Genomic DNA, 23,941 nt, shown 5'->3' on the forward strand with positions numbered 1-23,941 from the left:
GCACGGGTGCTACAAACAATAACATTAAAATATTATCATGTACGACTTATGGCGTCAACTGTTTTCTTTTTAGCATTTCATATGCTCTTTCATATTTACGGTACTTGAAAGCAGAGATATTTTGTATCAACAGAAATAAAGCAAGTGCAATAATTAAAACGGTTTTAGGCCAACCTATCATTAACAATAGAATTGATGCGCTTAAAATTGAAATCGAATAAATTAAAAATGCAGATCTGACTTTATATTTATTGGCATCATTTTCAAATAGTGCAGATAAAGCCTGTCCACCGTCCAGCGGGAGAATCGGCAATAAATTAAGGAAAAGTATAGCCATTTGAATTCGTATAAATTGATCATTGCTTGGAAACGGAATGATTAAGCCAATGCCAAGGAGAATTGCCGTTGCAATTGGTCCCCCGAGGGCAACCAATACTTTTTGCTTTTTTCCGTAGAGATATCTACTTGGTATCTGCAATTCTCCACCATACGGCATAATCGTGCAAGTACGGACTTTCATGTTAGTAGCTCTTGCGGCAATAATGTGGCCGGCCTCATGTATGAGTAACGACATGAAAATGAGTGCGTAAAAAGCAAAGCCACCTGATATGAAGATTAAAAGGAAGAAGGGCACCAAAATGGGATGAAGTCGAAGCCTCATTTTTTGTCTTCCGAAAAATAGGTTGCCAGTATTGCAGCATCAAGTATGGTCCCTTCTCTTTTGACTTTTAAATAGATTGCTTCATCATTCATCAATGCGAGCGTGTCCCCTTTTTTCACAGATGAATAAGGAAGTTTTTGTAAGGAACCAACAAATCCATAAGTGACTTCATCGCCGTCCTCGTAAAGTACAGTAATCGTTTTTCCGGATTGACGGGTAAAGCCAGTGAATACGACAAGCCCGTCCCCTTGTGCGGTAATAGGCATTGCATTTGTGTACGACACGATGACGCCATCTTTATAAGGTTGCATTGATTCATATGCGGCAAAAGGAAGTTCTTCCGTATTATCAGAGGAGACAGCGATTCTGTCTTCGTCTGGTTCGCCGATTAAGGAGGATACCCATTTTTTCATGACGATGAAGTCTTTACCTGACGTTATATATTGGGTAACCGGTTTGTTGATGACGCCTAAATCCTCCAATTTGGCAAAGCTGAATACGCCAATTACTACAATTATTGCGAGAAACCACTTTGTTTTCCATTTCACCCCGCCACACCACCTTTTTTCTCAGTATATGACGGTCGTACTATGAATATTATGGGCAAATGAGTTGATTCTTAACTTTTATGAAAACCGTTGATTTGCGTTCCAGCCGGACGCTTTCCTGGGGGCGTGCAGGTGAGTCTCTTGAGCGCGGATGGTGGTAACTTGAGCGCGGAGTGGGATTCTTGAGCGCGGGGCGGGATTCTTGAGCGTGGAGGACGGTATCTTGAGCGCGAGGCGGGAGTCTTGAGCGCGGATGGTGGGATCTTGAGCGCGGAGTGGGATTCTTGAGCGCGGATGGTGGTATCTTGAGCGCGGGGCGGGATTCTTGAGCGCGGATGGTGGGATCTTGAGCGCAAAGCGGGTTTCTTGAGCGCGGAAGGTGGGATCTTGAGCGAAGAGTGTGATTCTTGAGCGTGGAAGGTAGTATGAGCGGGAGTCTTGAGCGCGGAAGGCGGTATCTTGGGCGCGGAGTGGGATTCTTGAGCGCGGGGCGGGAGTCTTGAGCGTGGAAGGCGGTATCTTGAGCGCGGAGTGGGCTTCTTGAGCGCGGATGGTGGGATCTTGAGCGCGGAGGACGGGATCTTGAGCGCGGGGCGGGATTCTTGAGCGCGGATGGTGGTATCTTGAGCGCAAAGCGGGTTTCTTGAGCGCGGATGGTGGATTCTTGAGCGCGGAGTGGGATTCTTGAGCGCGGATGGTGGTATCTTGAGCGCAAAATGGGTTTCTTAAGCGCGGATGGTGGGATCTTGAGCGCGGGGCGGGATTCTTGAGCGCGGATGGTGGGATCTTGAGCGCGGGGCGGGATTCTTGAGCGCGGATAGTGGTATCTTGAGCGCGGGGCGGGATTCTTGAGCGCGGATGGTGGTATCTTGGGCGTAAAGCGGGATTCTTGAGCGCAAAGCGGGTTTCTTGAGCGCGGAAGGTTTATAAAAGAAAAAGACTGTAGGCAACACCAATTATCAGGGTGTTTGTCTACAGTCTGAACCCCCAACAATTCGTTAGGAGTCTTATTTCGCAAATAATGATTTAAGCTTGCCGAAAAATCCAGGTCTTCCTTCGTCCAAGGACATGAGCGGTACGGATTCGCCTAAAATACGGCGGGCGATGTTTCTGTAGCCGATTGCTGCCGGATTCGAAGGGTCCATTACGACGGGTTCTCCTCTATTGGAGGAGGAGATAACGTTTTCATCATCAAGGACGATTCCAAGAAGATCGATGGATAAATGCATAGTAATCTCATTGACGTCAAGCGCATCGCCGCTATTCACAAGCCGGCTCTTAATACGGTTGACGATGAGCTTTGGTGGTTCGATATCTTCCTGTTCAAGAAGCCCAATGATCCGATCAGCGTCCCGTACTGCTGAAATTTCCGGCGTTGTTACTACGATTGCTCGATCCGCACCGGCGACCGCATTTTTATATCCTTGTTCAATTCCTGCCGGACAGTCGATCAAAATATAATCATAGTCTCTTTTCAATTCGGTAATGAGTTCTTTCATTTCTTCAGGGTTGACAGCATTTTTATCTGTCGTTTGTGCTGCTGGAAGTAAAAATAGACCATCTTCAAAACGCTTGTCCTTAACAAGCGCTTGATGAATTTTGCATCGGCCTGAAATTACATCTACGAGGTCATAGATGATTCGGTTTTCAAGTCCAAGGATGACATCAAGGTTTCGAAGACCGATATCCGTATCGACCAAACAGACTTTTTTACCTTGTAGAGCCAATGCTGTCCCAAGGTTCGCTGATGTCGTCGTTTTACCAACTCCACCTTTTCCAGACGTTATTACGATTGCCTCTCCCACACTTAGCACCCTCCTTTAAATGTTGACAGATTGGGCCGGAGAATCCGAAGCTCCTGTAAACGGTCGATGGCTATGAAACCATTCGGATGTATGTATGCACATTCCATCTCGGGTTGTTCCGACAGTATCGTCAGTTCATCCGTCATCGTTTCCATCTTATCCGCTATCATCAAATGCGTGGCTTCCAGCCAAGAGGCTGCAATGACTGCCTCTTCATTACCAGTTGCCCCGGCATGTGCGATCCCTTTCAATCTTCCTAATATATATATGCTACCCGCTGCCACTACTTTGCCGTTCGGATTGACATCACCGATTACGACAAGATCTCCATCAGCTTTCACGACCTGTCCTGAACGGACAATCCCGATATAGGTTTCAGACTGGTTTTCAAGGATTCTTCGATTGCACTCTTCAATAGTGATCACTTCACTTTGAATCTTAGAAACTCGTAAATGTGGCGATTCATGGACGACATTCATAATTTCCTTTAGTTCGTCCTCATTGCAGTATCGACTGCCAATATGGACTTTTACTTCTGCCAGTCCTTCAAGACTGTTTTCGCTGACTTTATTGCGGAGTTCTGCAATCATGTCCGAATAAGCGCATTTGTCGTCAAGTCGGAGGACAAGTCCGTCTTTTGTCCCTTTTATTGTTACATAGTGCTGTTTCGTCATTTGCGTCCCTCACAATTTTTCAAGGTTTATAATCCGGCCTTTTCCAATCCTCTTTTATCGATAAGTTGCTTAAAGAAATAGCCAAACATGCAAATAAAGATGGAATTGGCAATCATTGTTGGCGATAGCCTGCTCATAAGGAAATCTTCAAATCCGATTGCTGTTAGGGCAATTAGACTCGCGAAAAAGTACGATGCGATTTCAAGGAGCGCAATCATTAATAATGACAAGAGCATCACCGTAATAATATGACGATGCACTTGGCGAATAATCAATGTCGCAAGATAGCAGATCACCGGATATAAAAAAGTGTATACTCCAATAATATCAATGTGATACATATCATACAAGAGTCCAAGTGCGATTCCATAGATGATTGCACGTTGCCTACTGTAGTAAACGGCGATGAAAATCAGATAGACAATGACAAATCGAGGCACAAGCGTGTATTGACCGTCCCCGATTGTCACGGGTGAGAAGAGGCTGAAAACCGGTTCGAGGAAAAATAGTATGACGGCAATAAGAGGGATTATGAACCTGATCACGATCCATTCTCCCCCTCTTCTTCCGTGGTTACATCTTCTTCCTCATCCACTTCTCCATCCGTACCAGAGACAATAACGGACGATCTTTTCGCCACCATTACATGGTCCAACATGCCAAAGTCTGCAGCAGGACGAATGTACGCCAATTTTGTCAGTCCGAAGTCATCCGTAGAAACTTCTGTAACTTCGCCAATTAACAAACCCTTCGGGAAAATCCCTCCAAGACCAGAAGATTGTACCAATTGCCCTTCCTTCACATCGAAGTCAGAATCAATCCTCTTCATGATTAATTCTCCACGAGTTCGATCATATCCTTCTATCAAACCGAAAATAGATTCGTCTTTACCCGAAATGACTGCTGCAACCCGAAAATTACGGTTTTCTGTCGAAAGCAGCTCAACTGTCGACCTGAATGGTGTGACAAGGACTACTTTTCCGATTAAACCGCTTGAGGTCATTACAGCCATATTCAACTTAACACCTTGAACTGTCCCTTTATCAATGATTATTTTCTCTTCCCATTGATCGGGATTTCGAGAAATGACAGTTGCATGGATTGGAGAATAATCACGTAGACTTTCTTCCTTGCCGATGATTTGACGTAACTTCTCATTATCGGCTCTCACATCTGCGAGTTCAGCCTGAGTGGAAGCGTATTCTTTTAATCTTGCTTTCAAATGCTTATTTTCTTCATATGTATTCAAGATTCCATCGATTTTATCCAACGTGCCGGTAATAAAATGTGCCGGTTTCGAGAAAAGTGATTGCCCGAAACCGACGACATCTTTTACGATTTGTTCTGGAAGGGTGGCATTCTGCCTATCTTTTAATGTGAATGAAATCAATGCCACAAGGACGATGACGCCTACTAGCAATAATATCAACCGTTTATTCGAAAAAAATCGCGGCATTGCCAAAATCCTCCCTTATTACCTAGCTTGCATCTTTTTAATCACTTCAAAATTATCGAGTGCTTTCCCTGTTCCGATTGCTACACAATCCAGAGGGTCTTCAGCTATGAAGACAGGCATATTCGTTTCATCCGAAATGACCTTGTCCAAGTTATCAAGAAGAGCTCCCCCACCTGTCAATACAATTCCGCGCTCCATAACGTCAGCAGAAAGTTCCGGTGGTGTTGCTTCCAATGTTTTCTTGACGCCTTCAATAATTTGTGAAATGGATTCACGAAGTGCCTCAACAATTTCATCGGAGGAAACTTCTAATGTTTTTGGTAACCCCGTTAATAGGTCACGGCCTCTGATTTCCATTTTCTCTGGCTTATTGGATACTTTCGCTGAGCCAATTTCAATTTTGATAGCTTCTGCAGTACGTTCACCGATTGTCAAATTATAGACTTTACGAATATAGCTGATGATTGCGCCGTCCATTGAGTCACCGCCGACGCGAATCGATTCGCTTGTCACAATACCGCCTAAAGAAATTACAGCAACTTCAGTAGTACCGCCACCTATATCGACGACCATGCTTCCTGTAGGTTCCCAAACAGGTAGATTCGCACCGATTGCTGCAGCAAACGGCTCTTCAATTGTAAACGCATCTTTAGCTCCAGCTTGTCTCGCCGCGTCAATAACCGCACGTTGTTCGACTGATGTGATGCCGAAAGGAACGCAGACCATGACATTCGGCTTCTTCCAATTACCGCCTGCAGCTTTAGTCGCTTCTTTCATATAGTGCTCAATCATTGCAGTCGTAATTTCAAAATCCGCAATGACACCGTCTTTCATTGGGCGTGTAGCCACGATAGACCCAGGTGTACGTCCTATCATATTTTTAGCCGCCGAACCGACCGCAACGATTTCATTCGTAACTGTATTTTTCGCAACAACGGATGGCTCACGCAGAACAATCCCTTTTCCTTTTATGAAAACTAATGTATTTGCTGTGCCAAGGTCAATCCCGACATCTCTTGATCCAAATCCAAACAAATTTGTTCTTCCTTTCTATTCGACCGTTCCTAAATGGTCTTCTTGAAATCATACACCACATTATAACGGATTGGAGAACAAATTCACAGCGCCAACAGAAATAAGCAAAATTTTGATACTTACGCCTTGTTTTGTCATGTTTTTGTAATAAAAGCAACTAAGCCATTGGCGACGGTAAGTAGAGCGATCAGAACGCGTCTATTCATCTTACACTATTTACTAAACAAGGAGTAATTTACTAACTCATATAGCCTTTTTCCTTTAGGCTAATAAAACGATGATCGCCGATGATAAGATGATCGAGCAATTCAATCCCCATAATGGACCCAGCTTCAACCAGTCTTTTTGTTACTTCGATATCCTCAGGTGATGGCGACGGATTCCCGGAAGGGTGGTTATGAGCAACAATAATCGAGGCTGCTGACCGTTTTACAGCTTCCCGGAAAATTTCACGCGGATGAACGATGGATGAATTTAAGCTACCGATAAAAATCGTCTGTTTATGCAACACTTCATTTTTAACGTTCATAAAGAGGGCGACAAAGTGCTCTTGCAGCAATGAGGACATATCCGTCATTAAATAAGCGGCTGCGTCTTCAGGCGACTTTATGACGTAGCGTCCTTCAGAATGCCTTCGATAGATCCTTTTTCCAATTTCCGCTGCGGCAAGTAGTTGGACGGCCTTTGCCTGTCCAACCCCTTTCACCGCCGTCATTTCTTCAACCGTTGCATTTTTCAAGTCCTGTATCTTATCGAATGAGTTCAAGATTCTATTTGCAAGTAAAAGTACAGATTCTTCCTTCGTACCTGTCCTCAATAAAATGGCAACTAACTCTTGGTTCGACAAACTTGCTGCACCTTGGCGGATAAGCCTTTCACGAGGTCTGTCCGCGATATGTACATCCCGGATCATCATTTTATCTTTCAGGTCTACTGTCAAGGAATCATTCACCCTCCTTCAATTGGATGATGAGTTCCCTGCGTAGGATTTCTACCAATTTTGCAAGTGGAAGGCCTACTACATTCGAATAATCGCCTTCAATTTTATCGACTAATAGGACACCGGCAGTTTGAATGCCATAGCCACCAGCCTTGTCCATCGGATCGCCGGAATCGACATATGCCTTTATCAGATTGTCATCAAGTTCCTTGAATACCACTTTCGTCTCTTCCGAAAAAACAATATCCTTTCCATGGGCTTTAATGCTCACACCTGTGAACACTGAATGGGCTTTTCCTGAAAATGTCCTTAAAAACATTTCGGCCTGCTCTTTTGTTTCCGGTTTAGGGTATACTTCATCTTCAAAAACAACAATTGTATCGGCAGCAATCACCACCGCATCAGGGTTCATCTTCGCTACAGCACCTGCTTTTTTGACCGCAAGCTTTTGGACATAATCATTAAAGTCCTTATCGATCAATTCGACATTTTCCTCAACATTGCTTGGCAACACGTTAATGGGAAGTCCTAAAACACTTAAGAGTTCCCGTCTTCTTGGCGAACCGGACGCCAAAATAATTTTGTTATCTGATATGAATTGCATTCCTACTACCTCCTTTTCAACATCATACTGGAGAAGAAGGAATTTGAAAATTTTCACAAAACGGCTGAAATTCAATTTTGACCTGTTTTTCCACGTTAAAAATTTATAACCGCACAGCCCTTGTTATGGGAATAATGGGCTAATAGCTTTGCCCGTATCACCCTTAAATCGGATGTAAACGTTGTAACAGCAACGATATTCTTTCTAAACTCAGCAACTTTCGGATCCTCTTTTTCACTTTCTGAGCTAACAGTCAAAGTTTTAATTTGGGATAATTCGGTTTCAAGCAATGTCTTCCTTAATTTCCCTGCACCGACCGTATTACAGGTGTTCGTGTTCACAAAGAACGGCTTTCGGAAAGTCCCTTCATACTCACTTACCTGGATTTCATCCTCAATGACGCCGACTTCACTCCACACATAATATTGCCCCTCCACTTCAATGACGGTTGCCTTCCCAAGTGACGGATTTTCCGCGATGAGTTGTTTAGCTGACTCATCCGATGAAAAAACACCATGCTGTTTTGCGAATAATTTCAAAGGTGCATCATTAGTGATGGTTGCCGGTCCGGATGTCGGAGTTGTTTCGTCTGTCTGTTGTGGCTCCTTCGTTACCACCTCATTCTCGACAGCTTTTTCTTTCCCTTTCCCATTCGTCGCTAAGATTAAAGCACCAACAATCGCAACAGCTGCAATCCCGATTATGACACCGTGAAGCATCGCCATCGCCACTGTCACTTTAGAGTACCTTTTTTTGAAGTTCATGCCAGACCACCCCGTTTTTAGTAACCGTATCAGAATAGACATGAAAAAGAACAAGACGTATGTCGCCTTGTCCAAAAAAATTTATCGACTTAAAAGAATAATTGCTGATACCATTCGACAAAACCCGTGCCGAAGAAGTATGAAATGATAGCGGCAATTGCAATGGAAGGTCCGAAGGGTACGGGAGTCTTCTTCCCTTTACCGGTCTTCTTCAATACATAAACACCTGCAATCGAGCCGATAATGGATGCAAGAAACAGCGTCAGCAATGTGTTTACAGTTCCTAAAACAAGACCAATGACGAAAAATAGCTTAATATCCCCGCCACCCATTCCACCTTTCGACACGACCGCGATTATAAATAGCACACTGAAACTGATTGCCGCCCCTAAAAAACTGTCCCACCATGGAGAGGTAGGGATAGGCCATCTAAGGATCAGAAACGAAATAGCGAATGGCAGAAGCACTTTGTCGGGGATAATCATATAGGAAAAATCGGAAACGGTTATGATCACAAGCAAGGAAACGAATAGAATAGCGATGATTAATTCCTTATTAAAACCAATGTAGAAAAAGGAATAGGCAAACAAGAAGCCAGTAACAAGTTCCATGAACGGATAAATTGCACTGATTTTTTGCTCGCACCCTCTGCATTTCCCACCAAGGAAAACATAGGAGAGAACAGGAATCAGGTCAAACAGACCTAACTTCCTTCCGCAAGTTGTGCAATGTGAAGGTGGATAGGCGACTGATTCCTTTTTCGGCACACGAAGGCCAACAACATTGAAAAAAGAGCCAAAAACGGTGCCATATATGAAAAACAAGGCTAACCAGACAATGTCCATTCCATCACTCATTTCCGGCATTATATTTTACAGTCGTATTCTGTTTTCCCTTAATTCGTCACTTTTATATCACTATTTTCTTCATATACCCCAACGCGGTTACGTCCGGCCTGCTTCCCTCCAATATAAAGGGCTCGATCGGCGTTCCTTAGAAGATCCTTCCCATCTTTTGCATCATCCGGAATACTTGAAACCCCGAGGCTAATTGTCATTTGGACAATGATAGGTTCCTTATCATCAGATAAGTCCGGGATGATTTCAAACTTGGATTTTTCTACGTCATTTCTGATCAATTCTGCAAGTTTAATAGCATCTTCTTTTGAATAATTCGGGAGGATAATCGTGAATTCTTCCCCTCCATAACGGGCCAACGTCATCCCTTTATGCTGATATTTCGTTAAAAGATTTGCAAGGGAGACAAGCAAATCATTGCCGCTTTGATGTCCGTATGTATCGTTAATGGACTTGAACCGGTCAATATCCAGCATAATGGCGGATAGGCTTTTAACTTTTCCTGTATGGAAATGGACAATTTCCTCATCCAATTTTTGTTCAAGATAATGATAGTTGTGTATCCCTGTCAATGCACAGCGAGTGCTTTTTTCAACAGTTTTTTCATAGTATCTTGCTTTTACCATCGCCGTCGCAAAATAACTTGTTAAGAGATCTACCATTTTCGTTTGAACATCGTCAAAAGCGTATTTCTGATTTGAAGTCAAGATGAGAAATCCTTCCGTTTTACCATCCCTCTTAACAGGTGCCGTCATCACACTTTCGACTAAAGGGTCAAATGTAAAACCTTTCAATGCTGACAGGCTTTTCTTTGTCAGAAAAAGTCTTGTCGCTTCGACATCAAGGCCGTCACTCCCGTAATTTTTAGCAGGGAATGAAAGATTCATTGCTTCCGCGCGCTGAAATTCACCTTCTACACAGGATAGCATGATCAAATTTCCTCCAACACGTAAATCGATAATATACGCACTTTCATAGGGAATCACATTTTTAAGCTTCTCGACAAATGTACGCAAGACATCATCCACGCGAAGACTATCCGCAAGATGATGGCCGATTACAGCGGCTGAAGAAAGTAAATCATTCAATATATCAGACTTTAAATATTTACTCGTAACCAATAAAACCAATAAAAAGGGAACGCCTATAAGCAAGAAAGCCTTTCCGCTAATTAGTTGAAACAGAAGGGTAAAAATAATGGCAAAAGGCAATAACAAAATCGTAGTGACTAAATCCCATATCACGACTTTTTTCATACCCGAATTTTTTTGCTTCAACATTTTAAAGACGACGATAAGCAATAGACTATTCACCAATGAATAAACCGAGGCATATACGAATCCGGCTATAAAGAAAGTAGTTAGAGACATGTTTTCCAAAGAACCACCGAAAGCATAAAATACATAGCTGCTCACAAGTGAAACAATAGAGAAAACAATTGAATTGAAAGCAAATCTAAATGTCTTAGGGGTTGAAGATTTTAATGTAAACAATAAGACAAACATTGCAATTTGCATAAATATCATTTCCGCAAGGACACCATACTGGAAGAACAATGAGAAAATGATCCATCTTTCAAGAGAGATGGAAACCCTGTCCACCGGAATCGAAATCATCATGATTACAATCAAAAAAGATAGAAAAATGAACAGATTCAAATAGTCATAGGTTGCCGATGGGAAGAAATTCAGGGCGGCATAAAAGGCAAAAGGAACAACTAATAGCCACAAGATATACATATTTCTTTTATTTGCAGCAGTAATATTCATTCCCTGTCCCTCCGCCCATTATTTCACGTACACCGCAACTCGATCTCGTCCGGCCTGCTTCGCTCCAATATATAATGCCCGATCGGCATTTCGAAGTAACGTCATCGCCTCATCCGTGTCAAAAGGTGCGCTCGTAACTCCAATGCTTGTTGTAATATTCACATCAATTTCCCTTTTTTCCAAGCTCAAGTCCGGGATAATTGAAAATGTATGCTTCCTTATCCTATCCCTAAGTCCTTCCGCGAATGTCAATGCCTCCGATTTTGTAAACCCCGGTAAGAGATAGATGAATTCTTCCCCTCCATACCGTCCAACAGTCGCATCTTCAGGTAATGCATCCTTAAGAACCTTTGCCAATTCCTTTAATATACCGTTCCCGCTTTGATGGCCGTACGTATCATTTACACCTTTGAAACGGTCAATATCTAACATGACTACGGACAGATCGTCAATATCCTTTTTCTGCATACGATCCATTTCATAATGTAATCTATCTTCAAGGTATCTATAGTTGTAGAGATTAGTCAGTGCACATCTTTCACTCCTGAGCAAGGCCTCTGTTACATAACGGGCCTTTTCAAGCGCAACAATGTAATATGAACCTAACAATTCCAATATCTTCAATTGGTAATCTTTAAATGCTGATCTGCGATTCGAACCTAATAACAGAATTCCGCCCGTCTGGTTATTATGAGTCAGAGGTATACAGAGGATACTTTCAACTTCATCAGGACCAGATACAGTAGTAAATTGCTTAAAATCACTTCTTTTCGTATAGGTGACAGGTTCATTTGTCGTCAGTACCATTCTTGCGATGCCTACACCTAACCGGATCGAATGCGTATCTTTTGGTAGTAAATGAGGTTTATCATACGCCTTATCGAGTTCCAACCATTGATCATGATTATTGAACAGAAAGACAATATCAGCATTGAATAATTCTTTACTTTTCATTATGAATTTTTCAGTCACCTGATCTACATCAGTCAAAACTGAAAGACTGCTCCCAATCTCTCCCACTCTTTTAATATACTCATTTACCTTCTCGGATCGACCATATTGGCGTATGAAAAATATCGTCAAGAAAAACGGTATACCTATTAGTAGAAAGGATGGGGCGCCGATCAAATTTAGTAAGAAATAAAACGTTAGAGCCAATGGCAATATTAATACGATACTTGAGAATTCATAGCCAATGTCTTTTTTCGAAAGTGGACTTTTCATCCCACGAATCTGCATATAGAATTTGATGAACCCTATATTAGCAGCCGTGTGAACAAGCCTATAAACCGAAATACCTATCAGTAGTGACCAAAAGTTCATAGAGCCAATTGTACCACCGACTAAATAGAAAGCAGTAGCACTAACGATTGACAATATGAACATCATCAACGAATTAATGAAAAAGCGTTGAAGTTTATTTTGGATATTACCCTTTGAAACAAAAAGAATCGCGATTGCTACGAATTGCATAAGAATCATTTCGACAGCGATGCCGTATAGAAGAAAGGCAGGTATCGTCACCCACATGACTAAAGTTATAGGGTCGCCTTTTAACTTAATTGGGAAAAATGTAGTCAACACACTAAAAATGATGAACAAAAAGAAATATGATGCATTAAGTTCTTTGGGCATTTGGTTTGAAAGAAAATAATACATGCCCGGAGGAACTATAAGAAACCAGATGATAAACTGAGATGCTGTAGACCAATTCTTATCAGACAACCCACTTACCCCCTACCAACTCTATCAGAATATGCAAATCTTCAAAAAATCACAATCAGTGGACTTTTTTAGTTAGTTCCACTGATTGTACTTTGTTTTCCAGTATAACATTAGGCCAAAAGTCTGTTAAGCAAATAAAGCGACCCTGCGACTATTCGCTTTCTATTATTTTCCTTGCTTAGTATTATAGTATCATTAATGTGATTTGTCATCCTTTTTTTATTAAATAGACAACTTTCCATTAATTCCTCCGCTTTGGCTGCTTGTGGATGATCGAAATCGACAAAGGTAAACGAGTGAGCAACTGGTATCAATTCATCCAATGTTCTACGTATGTCTTTTGTTTTCAACATACCTATAACAAAATCCACTTTCTCATCTGAAAATTCAGTGCGAATCGTTTCAGCTAACATTTTTGCGGCTGCGGGATTATGGGCACCATCAACAAATACCCCAGGTGCAATCTCTTGAAACCGATAAAGTAAAAAAGTAGTGGCTACTCCTTTTGTCACAAGTGCTTCTTGTAAGTTTACACCGGCTTTCCACAATGCCTCTATCGCTATTGATGCATTGATCGCCTGATGAGGGCCTTTCAACTTTCTATTTGGAATTGCAACTCGAATCCCTCCTTCAAATACTTCGTTTGGCACCATTTTAAAATCTTCGCCATATACCATTAACTCGCTATTCATTTCCATCGCCTTGTTTCGAATAACTTTGTTCGCGACTTCAGGTAACATGCCAATAACGACAGGCCTTTCTTCCTTAATAATTCCTGCCTTCTGTTCTGTTATTTCTTCCAATGTGGATCCAAGAAATGAGACATGATCGAGCGCTATCGATGTGATAATTGAAACGAGAGGTGTCACGACGTTTGTACTATCTAATTTGCCCCCCATACCACATTCCAAAAGGATGTAATCAGGTGCATTCCTTTTGAAAGTCAAGAAGGCGGCGACAGTAAGTAATTCAAAGTCAGTTAACATTCCGCTAAGTCCGGCCTCTTTCATCTCGATAAACGACTTGTCCATTTCGTCCTGATTGATTGGAAAACCGTTGAGACGAATCTGGTCATGCACATCTACCAATGCAGGCGATGAAAATACCCCGGTTGAAAACCCATGTTCTCTCAATATGGACTCCATAAATGCAATTGTTGAACCTTTCCCATTTGTCCCCGCCACATGAATGACATTCAACCGCTTTTCAGGGTTCCCCACTTTCAGCAATGCTGCCCGGATGCTTTCAAGACCAGGCTTTATCACATCGTCGCTATATAGTTCAAATCGTTCTTTATACTCATTAAATTTTGGAATCAAAACACTCTCTCCTTATGATAGAATCAGCATAGGTAGAGTATATCACGGCCGGGGGGAACGATATGAAAAGTTGTTGGGTCATTTACAACGGAAGTTTAACGAGTGATAAATTCCGCGACCAGGCGGAGCTATTGGCGGATGCAGCTGAAAGGGCTAACGTTCGTGCCGAATTGAAAAAGAATTACGAAGTGATGATGAATTTAAATGATGATCTTACAGAACGTCCTGACTTCGTCGTATTCCTCGACAAAGACATCTTGCTTGCAAATTTTTTGAAGAACGCAGGGATTCCTGTTTTCAATGATCCTGAAGTGATTGAGACTTGTGATAATAAGGCGAAGCAGTATATCCAGCTTGCGAAGAATGGAGTTGATATGCCATTAACGATCATTGCGCCAAAAGTCTATCCGAAATTTACAATTGAAGGAACAGGATATTACGAGAAGGTCCTTGAAAAGTTAGGCTTGCCAATGATCATTAAAGAAGGCCACGGCTCATTTGGCATGAAGGTTTATTTGATCGAAACGAAGGAGGAATTCTTTGCGAAGGTCGATGAATTACGTGGAATCGATTATGTATTTCAGGAATTCATCGAAACAAGCAGAGGACGGGATATCCGCGTGAATATCGTCGGTGGAGAAATTGTTGCCGCCATGCATCGCGCGTCCGAAACTGATTTCCGGGCGAATATTACGAATGGCGGAGTTGCAAGCGTCGTCGAGTTGACTGCCGAGCAAAAGGAACTTGCCATCCGTGCAGCTGTTGCAGTCGGTGCTGAATTCGCAGGTGTCGATTTATTATATGGACAGAATGAGAAACCGCTTGTTTGTGAAGTGAATGCAGCTGCGCATATCCGCAACATCTATAACGTAACCGGTATTAATGTAGCCGACAAGATGATTGAATACATTTTAGGGAAACTCTCATGAAAGGGCATGTTTATTACTCGTCGGAGGAAGCTGTGCGCAATCGCGGGTTTATTGATGATTTGATGGTGCATGCAGCTCAGCTTGATATTACTTTGAAATTATTAGTCGATGATGAAGAACCGAATCGAGACGCGGATTTCATCTTATTTCGTGATCGAAATTTGGAGTTATCGGTTAAATGGGAATCAGCAGGCTTTCGGGTCATCAATCGTTCGGAAGTGAACCGTATTGCAAATGATAAATTGAAGACATTTGAATTTGCAACACTATTAGGTGTCCCGGCTGTACCTACGAAGAGGTTGAAATCAGTTAACGATATATCGGACTACCCAGTTATTTTGAAAACTGTCGATGGCCATGGAGGAACTGAGGTGCATTTTTGTAATGCTGTAGATGAGGCAGAGCAGTTTTTGAATACATATCAAAATCGGCAACTGATCTTCCAGCCGTTTATTGAATCCAATGCAACCGACGTTCGTGTTTTCATGCTTGGAGAAGAAATCATAGGCGCAGTCAAGCGTATTGGGAATGACAGTTTCAAATCGAATTATACTCTTGGTGGTTCCGTGGAGAAATACATACTTTCATCTCAACAGCATCATGAGGCACGGAGAATTGCAAAAGCTTTAAAAAGTGATTATATCGGGATTGATTTTCTGATATTGCCGGACGGTAGCTGGCTTTTGAATGAAATTGAGGATCCAGTAGGTGCAAGGTCCTTATATGCTACACATGATTTTTCCGTCGCGCAGAAGCTGATGGAGAGAATAAACAAGCGATTACGGAAATAAAAAGAGTCGGGATGCCCTTTCATAGGAGTCCCGACTCTTTTCTATTTATTAAATCTCGTTCAACTCTTCAATCCGGCGCTCAACTGCTGCCTTCTTCTCTAAATAATCCTTCTCTTTCGCACGCTCCTCTTCAACGACCGCTTCAGGGGCCTTCGAAACAAAACGCTCATTGGACAACTTGCCTTGAACGCGTTTCACTTCGCCTTCCCATTTGGCAAGCTCCTTCTTCAAACGTTCAATCTCTTCATCGATATTCAACAAGCCTTCAAGCGGCAAAAATAGTTCTGCGCCAGTGATGACAGCTGACATCGATTTGCCCGGTGCTGAAATATCAACTCCGATTTCCAGAGTTTCCGGATTACAGAAACGCTCGATATAGTTGCGGTTTGACTCTAAAACGGCAACAGTCGCTTCATCTTTCGCAGCAATGTATAATGGAACCTTTTTGCTCATTGGCGTGTTCACTTCAGCACGGATGTTACGAACTGCGTGAATAAGGTCAACTAAAATCTTCATGTCAGTTGCCTTAGCAGAATCGGTTAATGACGCATCTGCAACTGGCCAAGCCGCCACTGTAATTGACTCCCCTTCATGCGGAAGGTTCTGCCAGATCTCTTCTGTGATGAACGGCATTAATGGGTGCAATAAACGCATTGTATTGTCTAATACGTAAGCAAGAACCGATCTTGTTGTTTTCTTCGCCGCTTCGTCATCTCCGTACAACGGCAATTTCGCCATCTCAATGTACCAATCACAGAAATCATCCCAGATGAAGTTATATAATGCGCGGCCGACTTCACCGAACTCATACTTATCGGAGAGCTTTGTTACTTGCTCAATCGTTTCATTCAGACGTGTAAGTATCCATGCATCTGCTACAGACTTCTCACCTGATAAATCGATTTCATCATACGTCATGCCATCCATGTTCATCAAAGCGAAACGGGATGCATTCCAGATCTTATTTGCAAAGTTCCATACCGCTTCAACCTTTTCTGTCGAATAGCGAAGGTCCTGACCAGGTGAAGAACCTGTTGCCAAGAAATAACGTAATGCATCTGCACCGTATTTATCAATTACTTCCATAGGGTCGATACCGTTGCCAAGCGACTTCGACATTTTGCGGCCGTCTTCAGCACGAACGAGTCCATGGATTAAAACATCTTTGAACGGACGTTGATCTGTAAATTCAAGAGCTTGGAAGATCATTCGGGAAACCCAGAAGAAGATGATGTCATATCCTGTAACAAGAGCGTCTGTCGGATAGTAACGTTTGAACTCTTCGTTGTCGAGATCCGGCCAGCCCATCGTTGAAAACGGCCATAACGCAGACGAGAACCATGTATCAAGAACATCGTTATCCTGGTTCCAGTTTTCAATGTCTTCAGGTGCTTCATGACCTACAAAGACTTCACCCGTTTCTTTATGATACCAAGCCGGAATCCGATGGCCCCACCAAAGTTGACGGGAAATACACCAATCGTGGATATTCTCCATCCAGTTCAAATACGTCTTTTCAAAGCGTTCCGGAACGAAGTTGACCTTCCCTTCACCTTGTTGAAGTTTAATCGCTTCTTCCGCTAACGGTGCCATTTTTACGAACCACTGTGTTGAAAGATACGGTTCAACAACTGCTCCGCTACGTTCTGAATGGCCAACCGAATGCAAATGATCCTCGATTTTGAATAAAACGCCCATTTCCTGTAAGTCTTTAACGATAGTCTTACGGCATTCAAAACGGTCCATTCCTTCATACTTGCCAGCAAGACTATTCATGCTGCCATCTTCATTCATTACAAGAACACGAGGTAGGCCATGACGGTTTCCGATTTCAAAATCGTTAGGGTCATGTGCAGGTGTGATCTTAACTGCACCACTTCCGAATTCCATATCGACATAATCATCTGCAATAATCGGAATTTCACGTCCAGTAATCGGTAATTTGACTGTTTTGCCGATCAAATGCTTATAACGGTCGTCTTCCGGATGAACCGCAACCGCCGTATCCCCTAACATCGTTTCCGGACGTGTTGTAGCAATTTCGATGCTGTCCGTTCCGTCGGCAAGTGGATAGCGCATATGATAGAATGCACCCTGAACATCTTTATGGATAACTTCAATATCCGATAACGCCGTTTTCGTAGCAGGATCCCAGTTAATGATATATTCGCCGCGGTAGATCAGATCTTTTTCATAAAGTTTTACAAATACCTCGCGGACTGCCTTGGATAATCCTTCATCGAGCGTAAAGCGTTCTCTGGAATAATCGAGTGCCAAACCAAGCTTAGCCCATTGCGCACGGATATGACCTGCATACTCATCTTTCCATTTCCATGTCTCTTCGACGAATTTTTCACGGCCCAAATCATACCGGGACTTTCCTTCATCCCTCAACTTCTCTTCAACCCGCGCCTGTGTCGCAATACCAGCATGGTCCATTCCTGGAAGCCATAGTGCATCGTAACCCTGCATCCTTTTCATACGGATCAGGATATCTTGCAATGTCGTATCCCAAGCGTGCCCAAGATGAAGCTTTCCAGTGACATTCGGCGGTGGAATGACAATTGTATAAGGGTCCTTCCCGCTATCCGGTTGAGCTTCAAAGTATTTTCCTTTTAGCCACCATTCATAACGACCCGCTTCAATCGATTGCGGTTCATATTTCGTTGGCATTGATAGGTTTTCTGTTGACATATGAACTCCTCCTCTGTAATTCCAACATCATTTTTGAATAAAAGTAGAAAACAAAAAAACTCCGTTCGCCAAAAAGGACGAAGGAGTTATTCGTGGTACCACCTTTATTCGCATATACAGATTGCGTATATGCCTCATAACAAATAACGGTTTCAAACCGGCATCCGCTACTCAAATTCACGGAAACTGCTCCCGGGTGACTTTCTGCAACTCATTTATAGGCCCTCCCACCAATGGTGCCCTCTCTTGGATAAATGATAATTGCGTACTCTCCCGTTCAACGCATCATTATATAGTTATGAACATTGTATGCTACTGAAGGAGACTTCGTCAAGTATATTACGAAAGGAAGGTAGTATGAGAAAAGGATACAACCCCTATTTATTGCCGCCATGGTTACGTAAAACGAGGTTTTACTGCAAACACATTATTATACCAATCACTGTTTTTCAGTTGATTCGATTATTAATCGTCCCGACGACTGGGGATTTCCTCTTATTTTGCTTACTTTGTGGAATTGCTTTCCTACTCCACAAAAACATCATTTGAACGAAAACTTGTCGTTGACCATCCGTCCGGTAACTCCGCAATGTAGGACAGTATACCATCACCATTTGATGAGCTGCTGTCGTACGTTGCTGTTACTTCTGGTACAAGCTTCACAGTGGCTTGCTGTTCCGTAGTATCTTCTTGATAGGATTCACCTACATATGCAACTGCCTCATTTTCAATGGCTGTTGGTGCTTCTGCAGTTGCTTCTTTAGTTGCTTCTTTAGTCGCTTCAGCCTGTGCCGTTGCTTGCTGAGGTACTGCTTCGGCTACTACTTCGCTTGCCTGAATACTTGCAGTTTCTGCAGCTTTTACACTTTCTATCGCAGCTTCCTTATTTGCGGTACCGTGCGCACAATTTACACTCCACGCAACAGTAAACGCACCTTGTCCGTCAAAGTGGGCTTTAACATCCGACGCTTCGACGCGTAAAGGATTTTCAACTTCAGGAGGTAGATCGATATTAAGCGGGACTGCATACTCGAAATAACCTACTTGACCATCCATTTCCACGTCATCTACATACACAACTTCCTGGGGAATCATTTCAGTCCTCTGCCCTTCCCCGAATTCGACTTTGGCAGCTATATGATAAATGCCTGACAGTCGCACCGCATCATCAGAACGTTTTTCTGTAAATCCCGCTTTTACCTTTACTAGGCGTGCGGAACTTGGCACCCCAACGTCCGTAGGGAAATAGAATACCTCTTTCATATCCCATTGTAATTTTGTCATACCTTTTTCCCTCCCTCAATTCTCTTGGCATTATATGCAACAAGCCTAAGAGGTAGAAGAGAATGGATTAATTCAAAAAAACCATCCACCGTCGGTTTACTGACAATGGATGGTTTGATAAATTCATCTTGCGAGTTGAGCGAATACTTTATGGAATGCTTCTACAGTACGAGCAATATGCTCTTCTGTATGTGATGCAGAAAGGAACATTCCCTCGAATTGGGAAGGAGGAAGGAAAATCCCCTCTTCCGCCATTAAACGGAAGTATTCAGCAAATAATTGTAGGTCGGATGATTTTGCTTTATCATAATTGATCACTTTTTCATTTGTGAAGAAGAAGCCGATCATCGACCCCGCACGGTTTACGGTGTGCGGTATATTATATTTCTCAGCAGCCTCACGGAATCCAGCCTCTAACTGATCACCAAGCTTTTTGAAATGATCATATGAAGCAGGTGTCAACTTTTTCAAAGTCGAGATGCCTGCAGTCATTGCAAGTGGATTTCCGGACAGTGTTCCTGCTTGATAGACAGTCCCAGCTGGTGCAATATGGTCCATAATTTCACGCTTTCCGCCGTACGCTCCGACAGGAAGTCCGCCACCGATGACCTTACCAAGGCAAGTCAAATCAGGAGTGATGCCGAAATAGCCTTGGGCACAATTATAATCGACGCGGAAACCAGTCATCACTTCGTCGAAGATAAGCAATGTGCCGTTTTTCTCAGTCAATTCACGCAATCCTTCAAGGAATCCTTGCTCCGGCGGAACAACACCCATATTGCCCGCAACTGGTTCAACGATTACACCCGCAAGGTCATCCCCGAATTGTTCGAATGCGACACGCACGCTTTCCAAGTCGTTATAAGGCACTGTAATCGTGTTCTTCGCAATACCTTCCGGAACACCGGGACTATCCGGCAATCCAAGTGTAGCAACCCCTGAACCCGCTTTAATGAGCAATGAGTCACCATGTCCGTGGTAACATCCTTCGAATTTCAAAATCTTATTGCGCCCTGTGTAGCCACGTGCCAAACGCAATGCGCTCATCGTCGCTTCAGTTCCCGAAGAAACCATCCGGATAACTTCGATAGAAGGTACACGGTCGATTACGATTTTAGCTAATTCATTTTCCAATAAAGTCGGTGCTCCAAAGCTTGTTCCAGTTTCAGCCACGTTTTTGATAGCCTCTACAACATCAGGGTCGGCATGCCCTAAAATTAGTGGCCCCCACGAAAGGACATAGTCAATATATTCATTACCATCGATATCTGTAATAATCGGGCCCTTCCCACTTGCCATGAAAATCGGGTCCATATTGACCGATTTGAATGCGCGGACAGGAGAGTTAACCCCTCCTGGCATTAAATTCACCGCTTCAGCAAACGCTTGTTTAGACTTTTCATAATTTCTTCCCATTTATTTTCCCTCCAGCCAACGCGCAGCGTCTTTTGCATGGTATGTCATAATGAGGTCTGCACCCGCGCGTTTCATACTTGTCAACGTCTCCAAAACGATTTCCTTTTCATTGATCCATCCATTTTGTGCAGCAGCTTTCACCATTGAATATTCCCCACTTACGTTATAGGCAACAACAGGAAGCAGCACATTGTTTTTCACATCACGCATAATGTCGAGATACGAGAGAGCAGGCTTAACGATAAGGAAGTCTGCCCCTTCCATTACATCTGACTCCGCTTCACGAAGGGCTTCCATCCGATTCGCCGGATCCATTTGGTATGTCTTTCGATCTCCAAATTGAGGTGCAGAGTCTGCCGCATCACGGAATGGACCATAGTATGCAGATGCATATTTCACCGCGTAAGACATAATTGGGATATCTTCAAATCCTGCTTCATCCAATGCTTGGCGAATCGCAATTACAAAACCGTCCATCATATTGGAAGGTGCAATAATATCAGCGCCTGCTTCAGCTTGGCTGACAGCAGTTTTTGCGAGTAAGTCCAATGAAGGGTCGTTTAAAACTTTCTCTCCATGTACAACTCCGCAATGACCGTGATCTGTATATTCACAAAGGCAAGTATCCGCCACAACCACAAGTTCAGGATGTTTTTCTTTTATTAGTCTTGTCGCCTTTTGGACAATCCCCTGCTCATCATACGCACCAGTTCCAATCGAGTCTTTCGTAGCAGGAATTCCGAAAAGAATGACCGATGGGATTCCAAGTGAAACAACTTCATCCACCTCATCCATTAATCGATCAAGTGATAATTGGTAAATGCCTGGCATAGAACTGATCTCATTTTTCACATTTTCCCCTTCGATTACGAAAATGGGATAAATGAAATCTTCTTTTTTCAAGATAGTTTCCCTTACCATCGAGCGTAGCGCACCAGAATTTCGCAAACGACGATTACGACGGAAATGTAATTGGCTCATCGGAATTCATCCTTTCTTTTAGACAACGATATAACAAGTTCTTTAAGTGTGTATATTTCGGGCTTAACATCGACAGTCGCCCCGGCTTCAAGCAGTGCTTTTTCGGTGATATGCCCGATTGCTCCGATTGTATAGCCCTCCCAACCGACGATTGGTACAGCATCTTCCTTAAAAACTTGGACAGCAGATGGGCTTGCAAATAGAACATTACAATTTTCTTTGTTTTTCAATAAATCTACAAGGGAATCGATTGAATCACGTTTTGCTCCGGTTTCATAAACCGTCCATTCTTCGACGTTGAACGGCAATTCTTCACGAATTATACTTCCTGCAAGGGTTCCTTTCAGGAAAAGTACATTCAATTCCCCTTCAGTGGGCTTGAACTGCTTCACAAATACATCCGCGCTAAATACAGTCGGAATGAATTCAACTGTAAATCCGATTTTCTCTAAAGCGGCTGCTGTCTGCGTGCCAACAGCGGCTATCTTTGAAGGGATTTCACTCGCAGAAATAGCAAAGCGTCCCATTTTAGAATGAAATGCCTTAACTGCATTTTGACTTGTGAAGATTAACCAATCAAAGGTAGAGCATCTTTTCATCTTTGCTTCATCGGTCTGCTCTACAATTTCATTCACTTGAATAAGTGGAATGGAGACAGGAACGCCACCATATTGCCTGACAAGGTCAAAAACTTCAAGTGTTTTGAGCGTCCCTGTGAATATAACTGTTTCTCCAAGCAATGGGCCATGTTCAGGCATCCATTTCCGCCTTCACTTTCTCAATCACTTCAGAAGCACCTTCTGCACGCAAGGAGCTCGCCACTTCCTTACCCACTGCAATTGCATCTTTACCACGTACAGTTTTTTTAAACACTTGCTTAGCATCAGGTGAAGCTATAAAACCTGTCAACTCGACTTCATCACCGACCGACTGAGCAAATCCAGCAATCGGGACTTGGCATGATCCGTCCATTTCGGAAAGGAATGTCCGCTCCGCGTCGACTTCTTTCCATGTCTGGGGATCCGAAACTTTCGCAAGCTCCGCCAATAATTCTTCATCATCACTTCTGCACTCAATTGAAAGTGCCCCTTGGCCAACTGCAGGAATGCAGTCTTCAATCGACATATATTCAGTAACGACATCCTCGCTCCAGCCCATCCGCTTTAGTCCGGCAGCAGCAAGAAGAATTGCATCATACTCGCCGTCTTGCATCTTCTTCAGTCTTGTGTCGATATTTCCGCGAATCCATTTGATTTCAAGATCGGGGCGCAGTAGAAGCAACTGAGAACTTCTACGTAAGCTTGAAGTACCAACTACAGCGCCTACAGGCAAGTCCATGAATTTAATATGATCCTTGGATATGAAGGCATCACGTGCATCTACACGTGGAGGAATACATCCGATCGTTAATCCTTCCGGAAGAACTGCTGGCATATCTTTCATACTGTGGACAGCAAAGTCTATCTCCTTATCGAAAAGGGCTTGCTGGATTTCTTTAACGAATAGGCCTTTGCCCCCCACCTTCGAAAGCATGACGTCGAGAATTTTATCTCCTTTCGTCACAATTTCTTTCACTTCAAATTCAAAAGGAGCCCCGGCCGCTTTCAATTGGTCAATAAACCAGTTAGTCTGTGTCAGTGCAAGTTTACTCCGTCGTGAACCAACGATGATTTTTCTCAATACAATCTT

At 43.0% G+C, this 23,941-nt stretch carries 23 protein-coding genes and 2 other annotated features (1 of these 25 cut by a window edge); of the genes, 2 read left to right on the forward strand and 21 right to left on the reverse strand.

Annotated features, from left to right (window positions below; translation table 11 throughout):
* Positions 1 to 7: a sequence feature (ribosomal protein L21 leader region), on the reverse strand; it reaches 68 nt to the left of the window's first position.
* Between the two features lie 39 nt (positions 8 to 46).
* The 15 genes from NSQ43_RS12745 to NSQ43_RS12815 all read right to left on the reverse strand — a co-directional run bounded on the left by NSQ43_RS12745 (position 47) and on the right by NSQ43_RS12815 (position 14,157).
* Positions 47 to 661, reverse strand: coding sequence for a site-2 protease family protein (locus tag NSQ43_RS12745; RefSeq protein WP_339250756.1), 615 nt, complete (start codon positions 659 to 661; stop codon positions 47 to 49).
* Positions 658 to 1,209 carry a M23 family metallopeptidase gene (locus NSQ43_RS12750; RefSeq protein WP_339250758.1) on the reverse strand — a complete coding sequence of 184 codons (552 nt, stop codon included), beginning with the start codon at positions 1,207 to 1,209 and terminating at the stop codon, positions 658 to 660. Before NSQ43_RS12750 ends, NSQ43_RS12745 begins: the two co-directional genes overlap by 4 nt.
* Positions 1,210 to 1,258: 49 nt before the next feature.
* Positions 1,259 to 2,203 carry a hypothetical protein gene (locus tag NSQ43_RS12755; RefSeq protein ID WP_339250760.1) on the reverse strand — a complete coding sequence of 315 codons (945 nt, stop codon included), beginning with the start codon at positions 2,201 to 2,203 and terminating at the stop codon, positions 1,259 to 1,261.
* Between the two features lie 13 nt (positions 2,204 to 2,216).
* A complete protein-coding gene (gene minD, locus NSQ43_RS12760) occupies positions 2,217 to 3,014 on the reverse strand; it encodes a septum site-determining protein MinD (protein ID WP_339250761.1) in 798 nt (265 codons plus the stop codon).
* 2 nt (positions 3,015 to 3,016) lie between these two features.
* On the reverse strand, positions 3,017 to 3,688 hold the full coding sequence (gene minC, locus NSQ43_RS12765; protein WP_339250762.1) for a septum site-determining protein MinC: 672 nt from the start codon (positions 3,686 to 3,688) through the stop codon (positions 3,017 to 3,019).
* A gap of 26 nt (positions 3,689 to 3,714) precedes the next feature.
* A complete protein-coding gene (gene mreD, locus NSQ43_RS12770; RefSeq protein WP_339250763.1) occupies positions 3,715 to 4,233 on the reverse strand; it encodes a rod shape-determining protein MreD in 519 nt (172 codons plus the stop codon).
* Positions 4,230 to 5,144, reverse strand: coding sequence for a rod shape-determining protein MreC (gene mreC / locus NSQ43_RS12775; RefSeq protein ID WP_339250764.1), 915 nt, complete (start codon positions 5,142 to 5,144; stop codon positions 4,230 to 4,232). Before mreC ends, mreD begins: the two co-directional genes overlap by 4 nt.
* A gap of 18 nt (positions 5,145 to 5,162) precedes the next feature.
* On the reverse strand, positions 5,163 to 6,179 hold the full coding sequence (locus NSQ43_RS12780) for a rod shape-determining protein (RefSeq protein ID WP_339250766.1): 1,017 nt from the start codon (positions 6,177 to 6,179) through the stop codon (positions 5,163 to 5,165).
* Between the two features lie 238 nt (positions 6,180 to 6,417).
* Positions 6,418 to 7,095 carry a DNA repair protein RadC gene (gene radC, locus NSQ43_RS12785; RefSeq protein WP_339254904.1) on the reverse strand — a complete coding sequence of 226 codons (678 nt, stop codon included), beginning with the start codon at positions 7,093 to 7,095 and terminating at the stop codon, positions 6,418 to 6,420.
* Between the two features lie 28 nt (positions 7,096 to 7,123).
* Complete coding sequence (locus tag NSQ43_RS12790; RefSeq protein WP_339250768.1) at positions 7,124 to 7,723, reverse strand: Maf family protein; 600 nt, start codon at positions 7,721 to 7,723, stop codon at positions 7,124 to 7,126.
* Between the two features lie 95 nt (positions 7,724 to 7,818).
* Positions 7,819 to 8,487, reverse strand: a complete 669-nt coding sequence (locus tag NSQ43_RS12795; protein ID WP_339250770.1) for a hypothetical protein — start codon at positions 8,485 to 8,487, stop codon at positions 7,819 to 7,821.
* Positions 8,488 to 8,576: 89 nt separating this feature from the next.
* A complete protein-coding gene (locus tag NSQ43_RS12800; protein WP_339250772.1) occupies positions 8,577 to 9,332 on the reverse strand; it encodes a prepilin peptidase in 756 nt (251 codons plus the stop codon).
* 50 nt (positions 9,333 to 9,382) lie between these two features.
* Positions 9,383 to 11,113, reverse strand: coding sequence for a GGDEF domain-containing protein (locus NSQ43_RS12805; RefSeq protein ID WP_339250774.1), 1,731 nt, complete (start codon positions 11,111 to 11,113; stop codon positions 9,383 to 9,385).
* 18 nt (positions 11,114 to 11,131) lie between these two features.
* Positions 11,132 to 12,838, reverse strand: coding sequence for a sensor domain-containing diguanylate cyclase (locus NSQ43_RS12810; RefSeq protein WP_339250776.1), 1,707 nt, complete (start codon positions 12,836 to 12,838; stop codon positions 11,132 to 11,134).
* A 110-nt stretch (positions 12,839 to 12,948) separates the two neighbouring features.
* Complete coding sequence (locus NSQ43_RS12815) at positions 12,949 to 14,157, reverse strand: folylpolyglutamate synthase/dihydrofolate synthase family protein (RefSeq protein WP_339250778.1); 1,209 nt, start codon at positions 14,155 to 14,157, stop codon at positions 12,949 to 12,951.
* A 62-nt stretch (positions 14,158 to 14,219) separates the two neighbouring features.
* Here NSQ43_RS12815 and NSQ43_RS12820 point away from each other — a divergent pair, with 62 nt between their 5' ends.
* Both NSQ43_RS12820 and NSQ43_RS12825 read left to right on the forward strand, forming a co-directional pair.
* On the forward strand, positions 14,220 to 15,086 hold the full coding sequence (locus NSQ43_RS12820; protein ID WP_339250779.1) for a RimK family alpha-L-glutamate ligase: 867 nt from the start codon (positions 14,220 to 14,222) through the stop codon (positions 15,084 to 15,086).
* A gap of 32 nt (positions 15,087 to 15,118) precedes the next feature.
* Positions 15,119 to 15,877 carry an ATP-grasp domain-containing protein gene (locus NSQ43_RS12825; protein WP_339250781.1) on the forward strand — a complete coding sequence of 253 codons (759 nt, stop codon included), beginning with the start codon at positions 15,119 to 15,121 and terminating at the stop codon, positions 15,875 to 15,877.
* Positions 15,878 to 15,925: 48 nt separating this feature from the next.
* Here the strand turns inward: NSQ43_RS12825 and NSQ43_RS12830 are convergent, their stop codons facing one another.
* The 6 genes from NSQ43_RS12830 to hemC form a co-directional block, all read right to left on the reverse strand.
* Entirely contained in the window at positions 15,926 to 18,571 is a 2,646-nt protein-coding gene (locus NSQ43_RS12830) for a valine--tRNA ligase (protein ID WP_339250783.1), read from the reverse strand.
* A 70-nt stretch (positions 18,572 to 18,641) separates the two neighbouring features.
* Positions 18,642 to 18,861: a binding site (T-box leader), on the reverse strand.
* A 235-nt stretch (positions 18,862 to 19,096) separates the two neighbouring features.
* Complete coding sequence (locus NSQ43_RS12835) at positions 19,097 to 19,855, reverse strand: hypothetical protein (protein WP_339250785.1); 759 nt, start codon at positions 19,853 to 19,855, stop codon at positions 19,097 to 19,099.
* 123 nt (positions 19,856 to 19,978) lie between these two features.
* Positions 19,979 to 21,271, reverse strand: a complete 1,293-nt coding sequence (gene hemL, locus NSQ43_RS12840) for a glutamate-1-semialdehyde 2,1-aminomutase (RefSeq protein WP_339250787.1) — start codon at positions 21,269 to 21,271, stop codon at positions 19,979 to 19,981.
* Positions 21,272 to 22,252: a porphobilinogen synthase gene (hemB, locus tag NSQ43_RS12845; protein WP_339250789.1), complete on the reverse strand. Its 981-nt coding sequence runs from the start codon at positions 22,250 to 22,252 to the stop codon at positions 21,272 to 21,274.
* The gene (locus tag NSQ43_RS12850; protein WP_339250791.1) at positions 22,249 to 23,010 is read right to left on the reverse strand and encodes a uroporphyrinogen-III synthase; all 762 of its coding nucleotides are present in this window, start codon (positions 23,008 to 23,010) and stop codon (positions 22,249 to 22,251) included. The genes hemB and NSQ43_RS12850 overlap by 4 nt, the downstream gene beginning before the upstream one ends.
* Entirely contained in the window at positions 23,003 to 23,932 is a 930-nt protein-coding gene (hemC, locus tag NSQ43_RS12855) for a hydroxymethylbilane synthase (RefSeq protein WP_339250793.1), read from the reverse strand. Before hemC ends, NSQ43_RS12850 begins: the two co-directional genes overlap by 8 nt.
* Positions 23,933 to 23,941: the final 9 nt, after the last annotated feature.

The sequence above is a fragment of the Sporosarcina sp. FSL W8-0480 genome (assembly GCF_037963765.1).
Lineage (GTDB): Bacteria > Bacillota > Bacilli > Bacillales_A > Planococcaceae > Sporosarcina.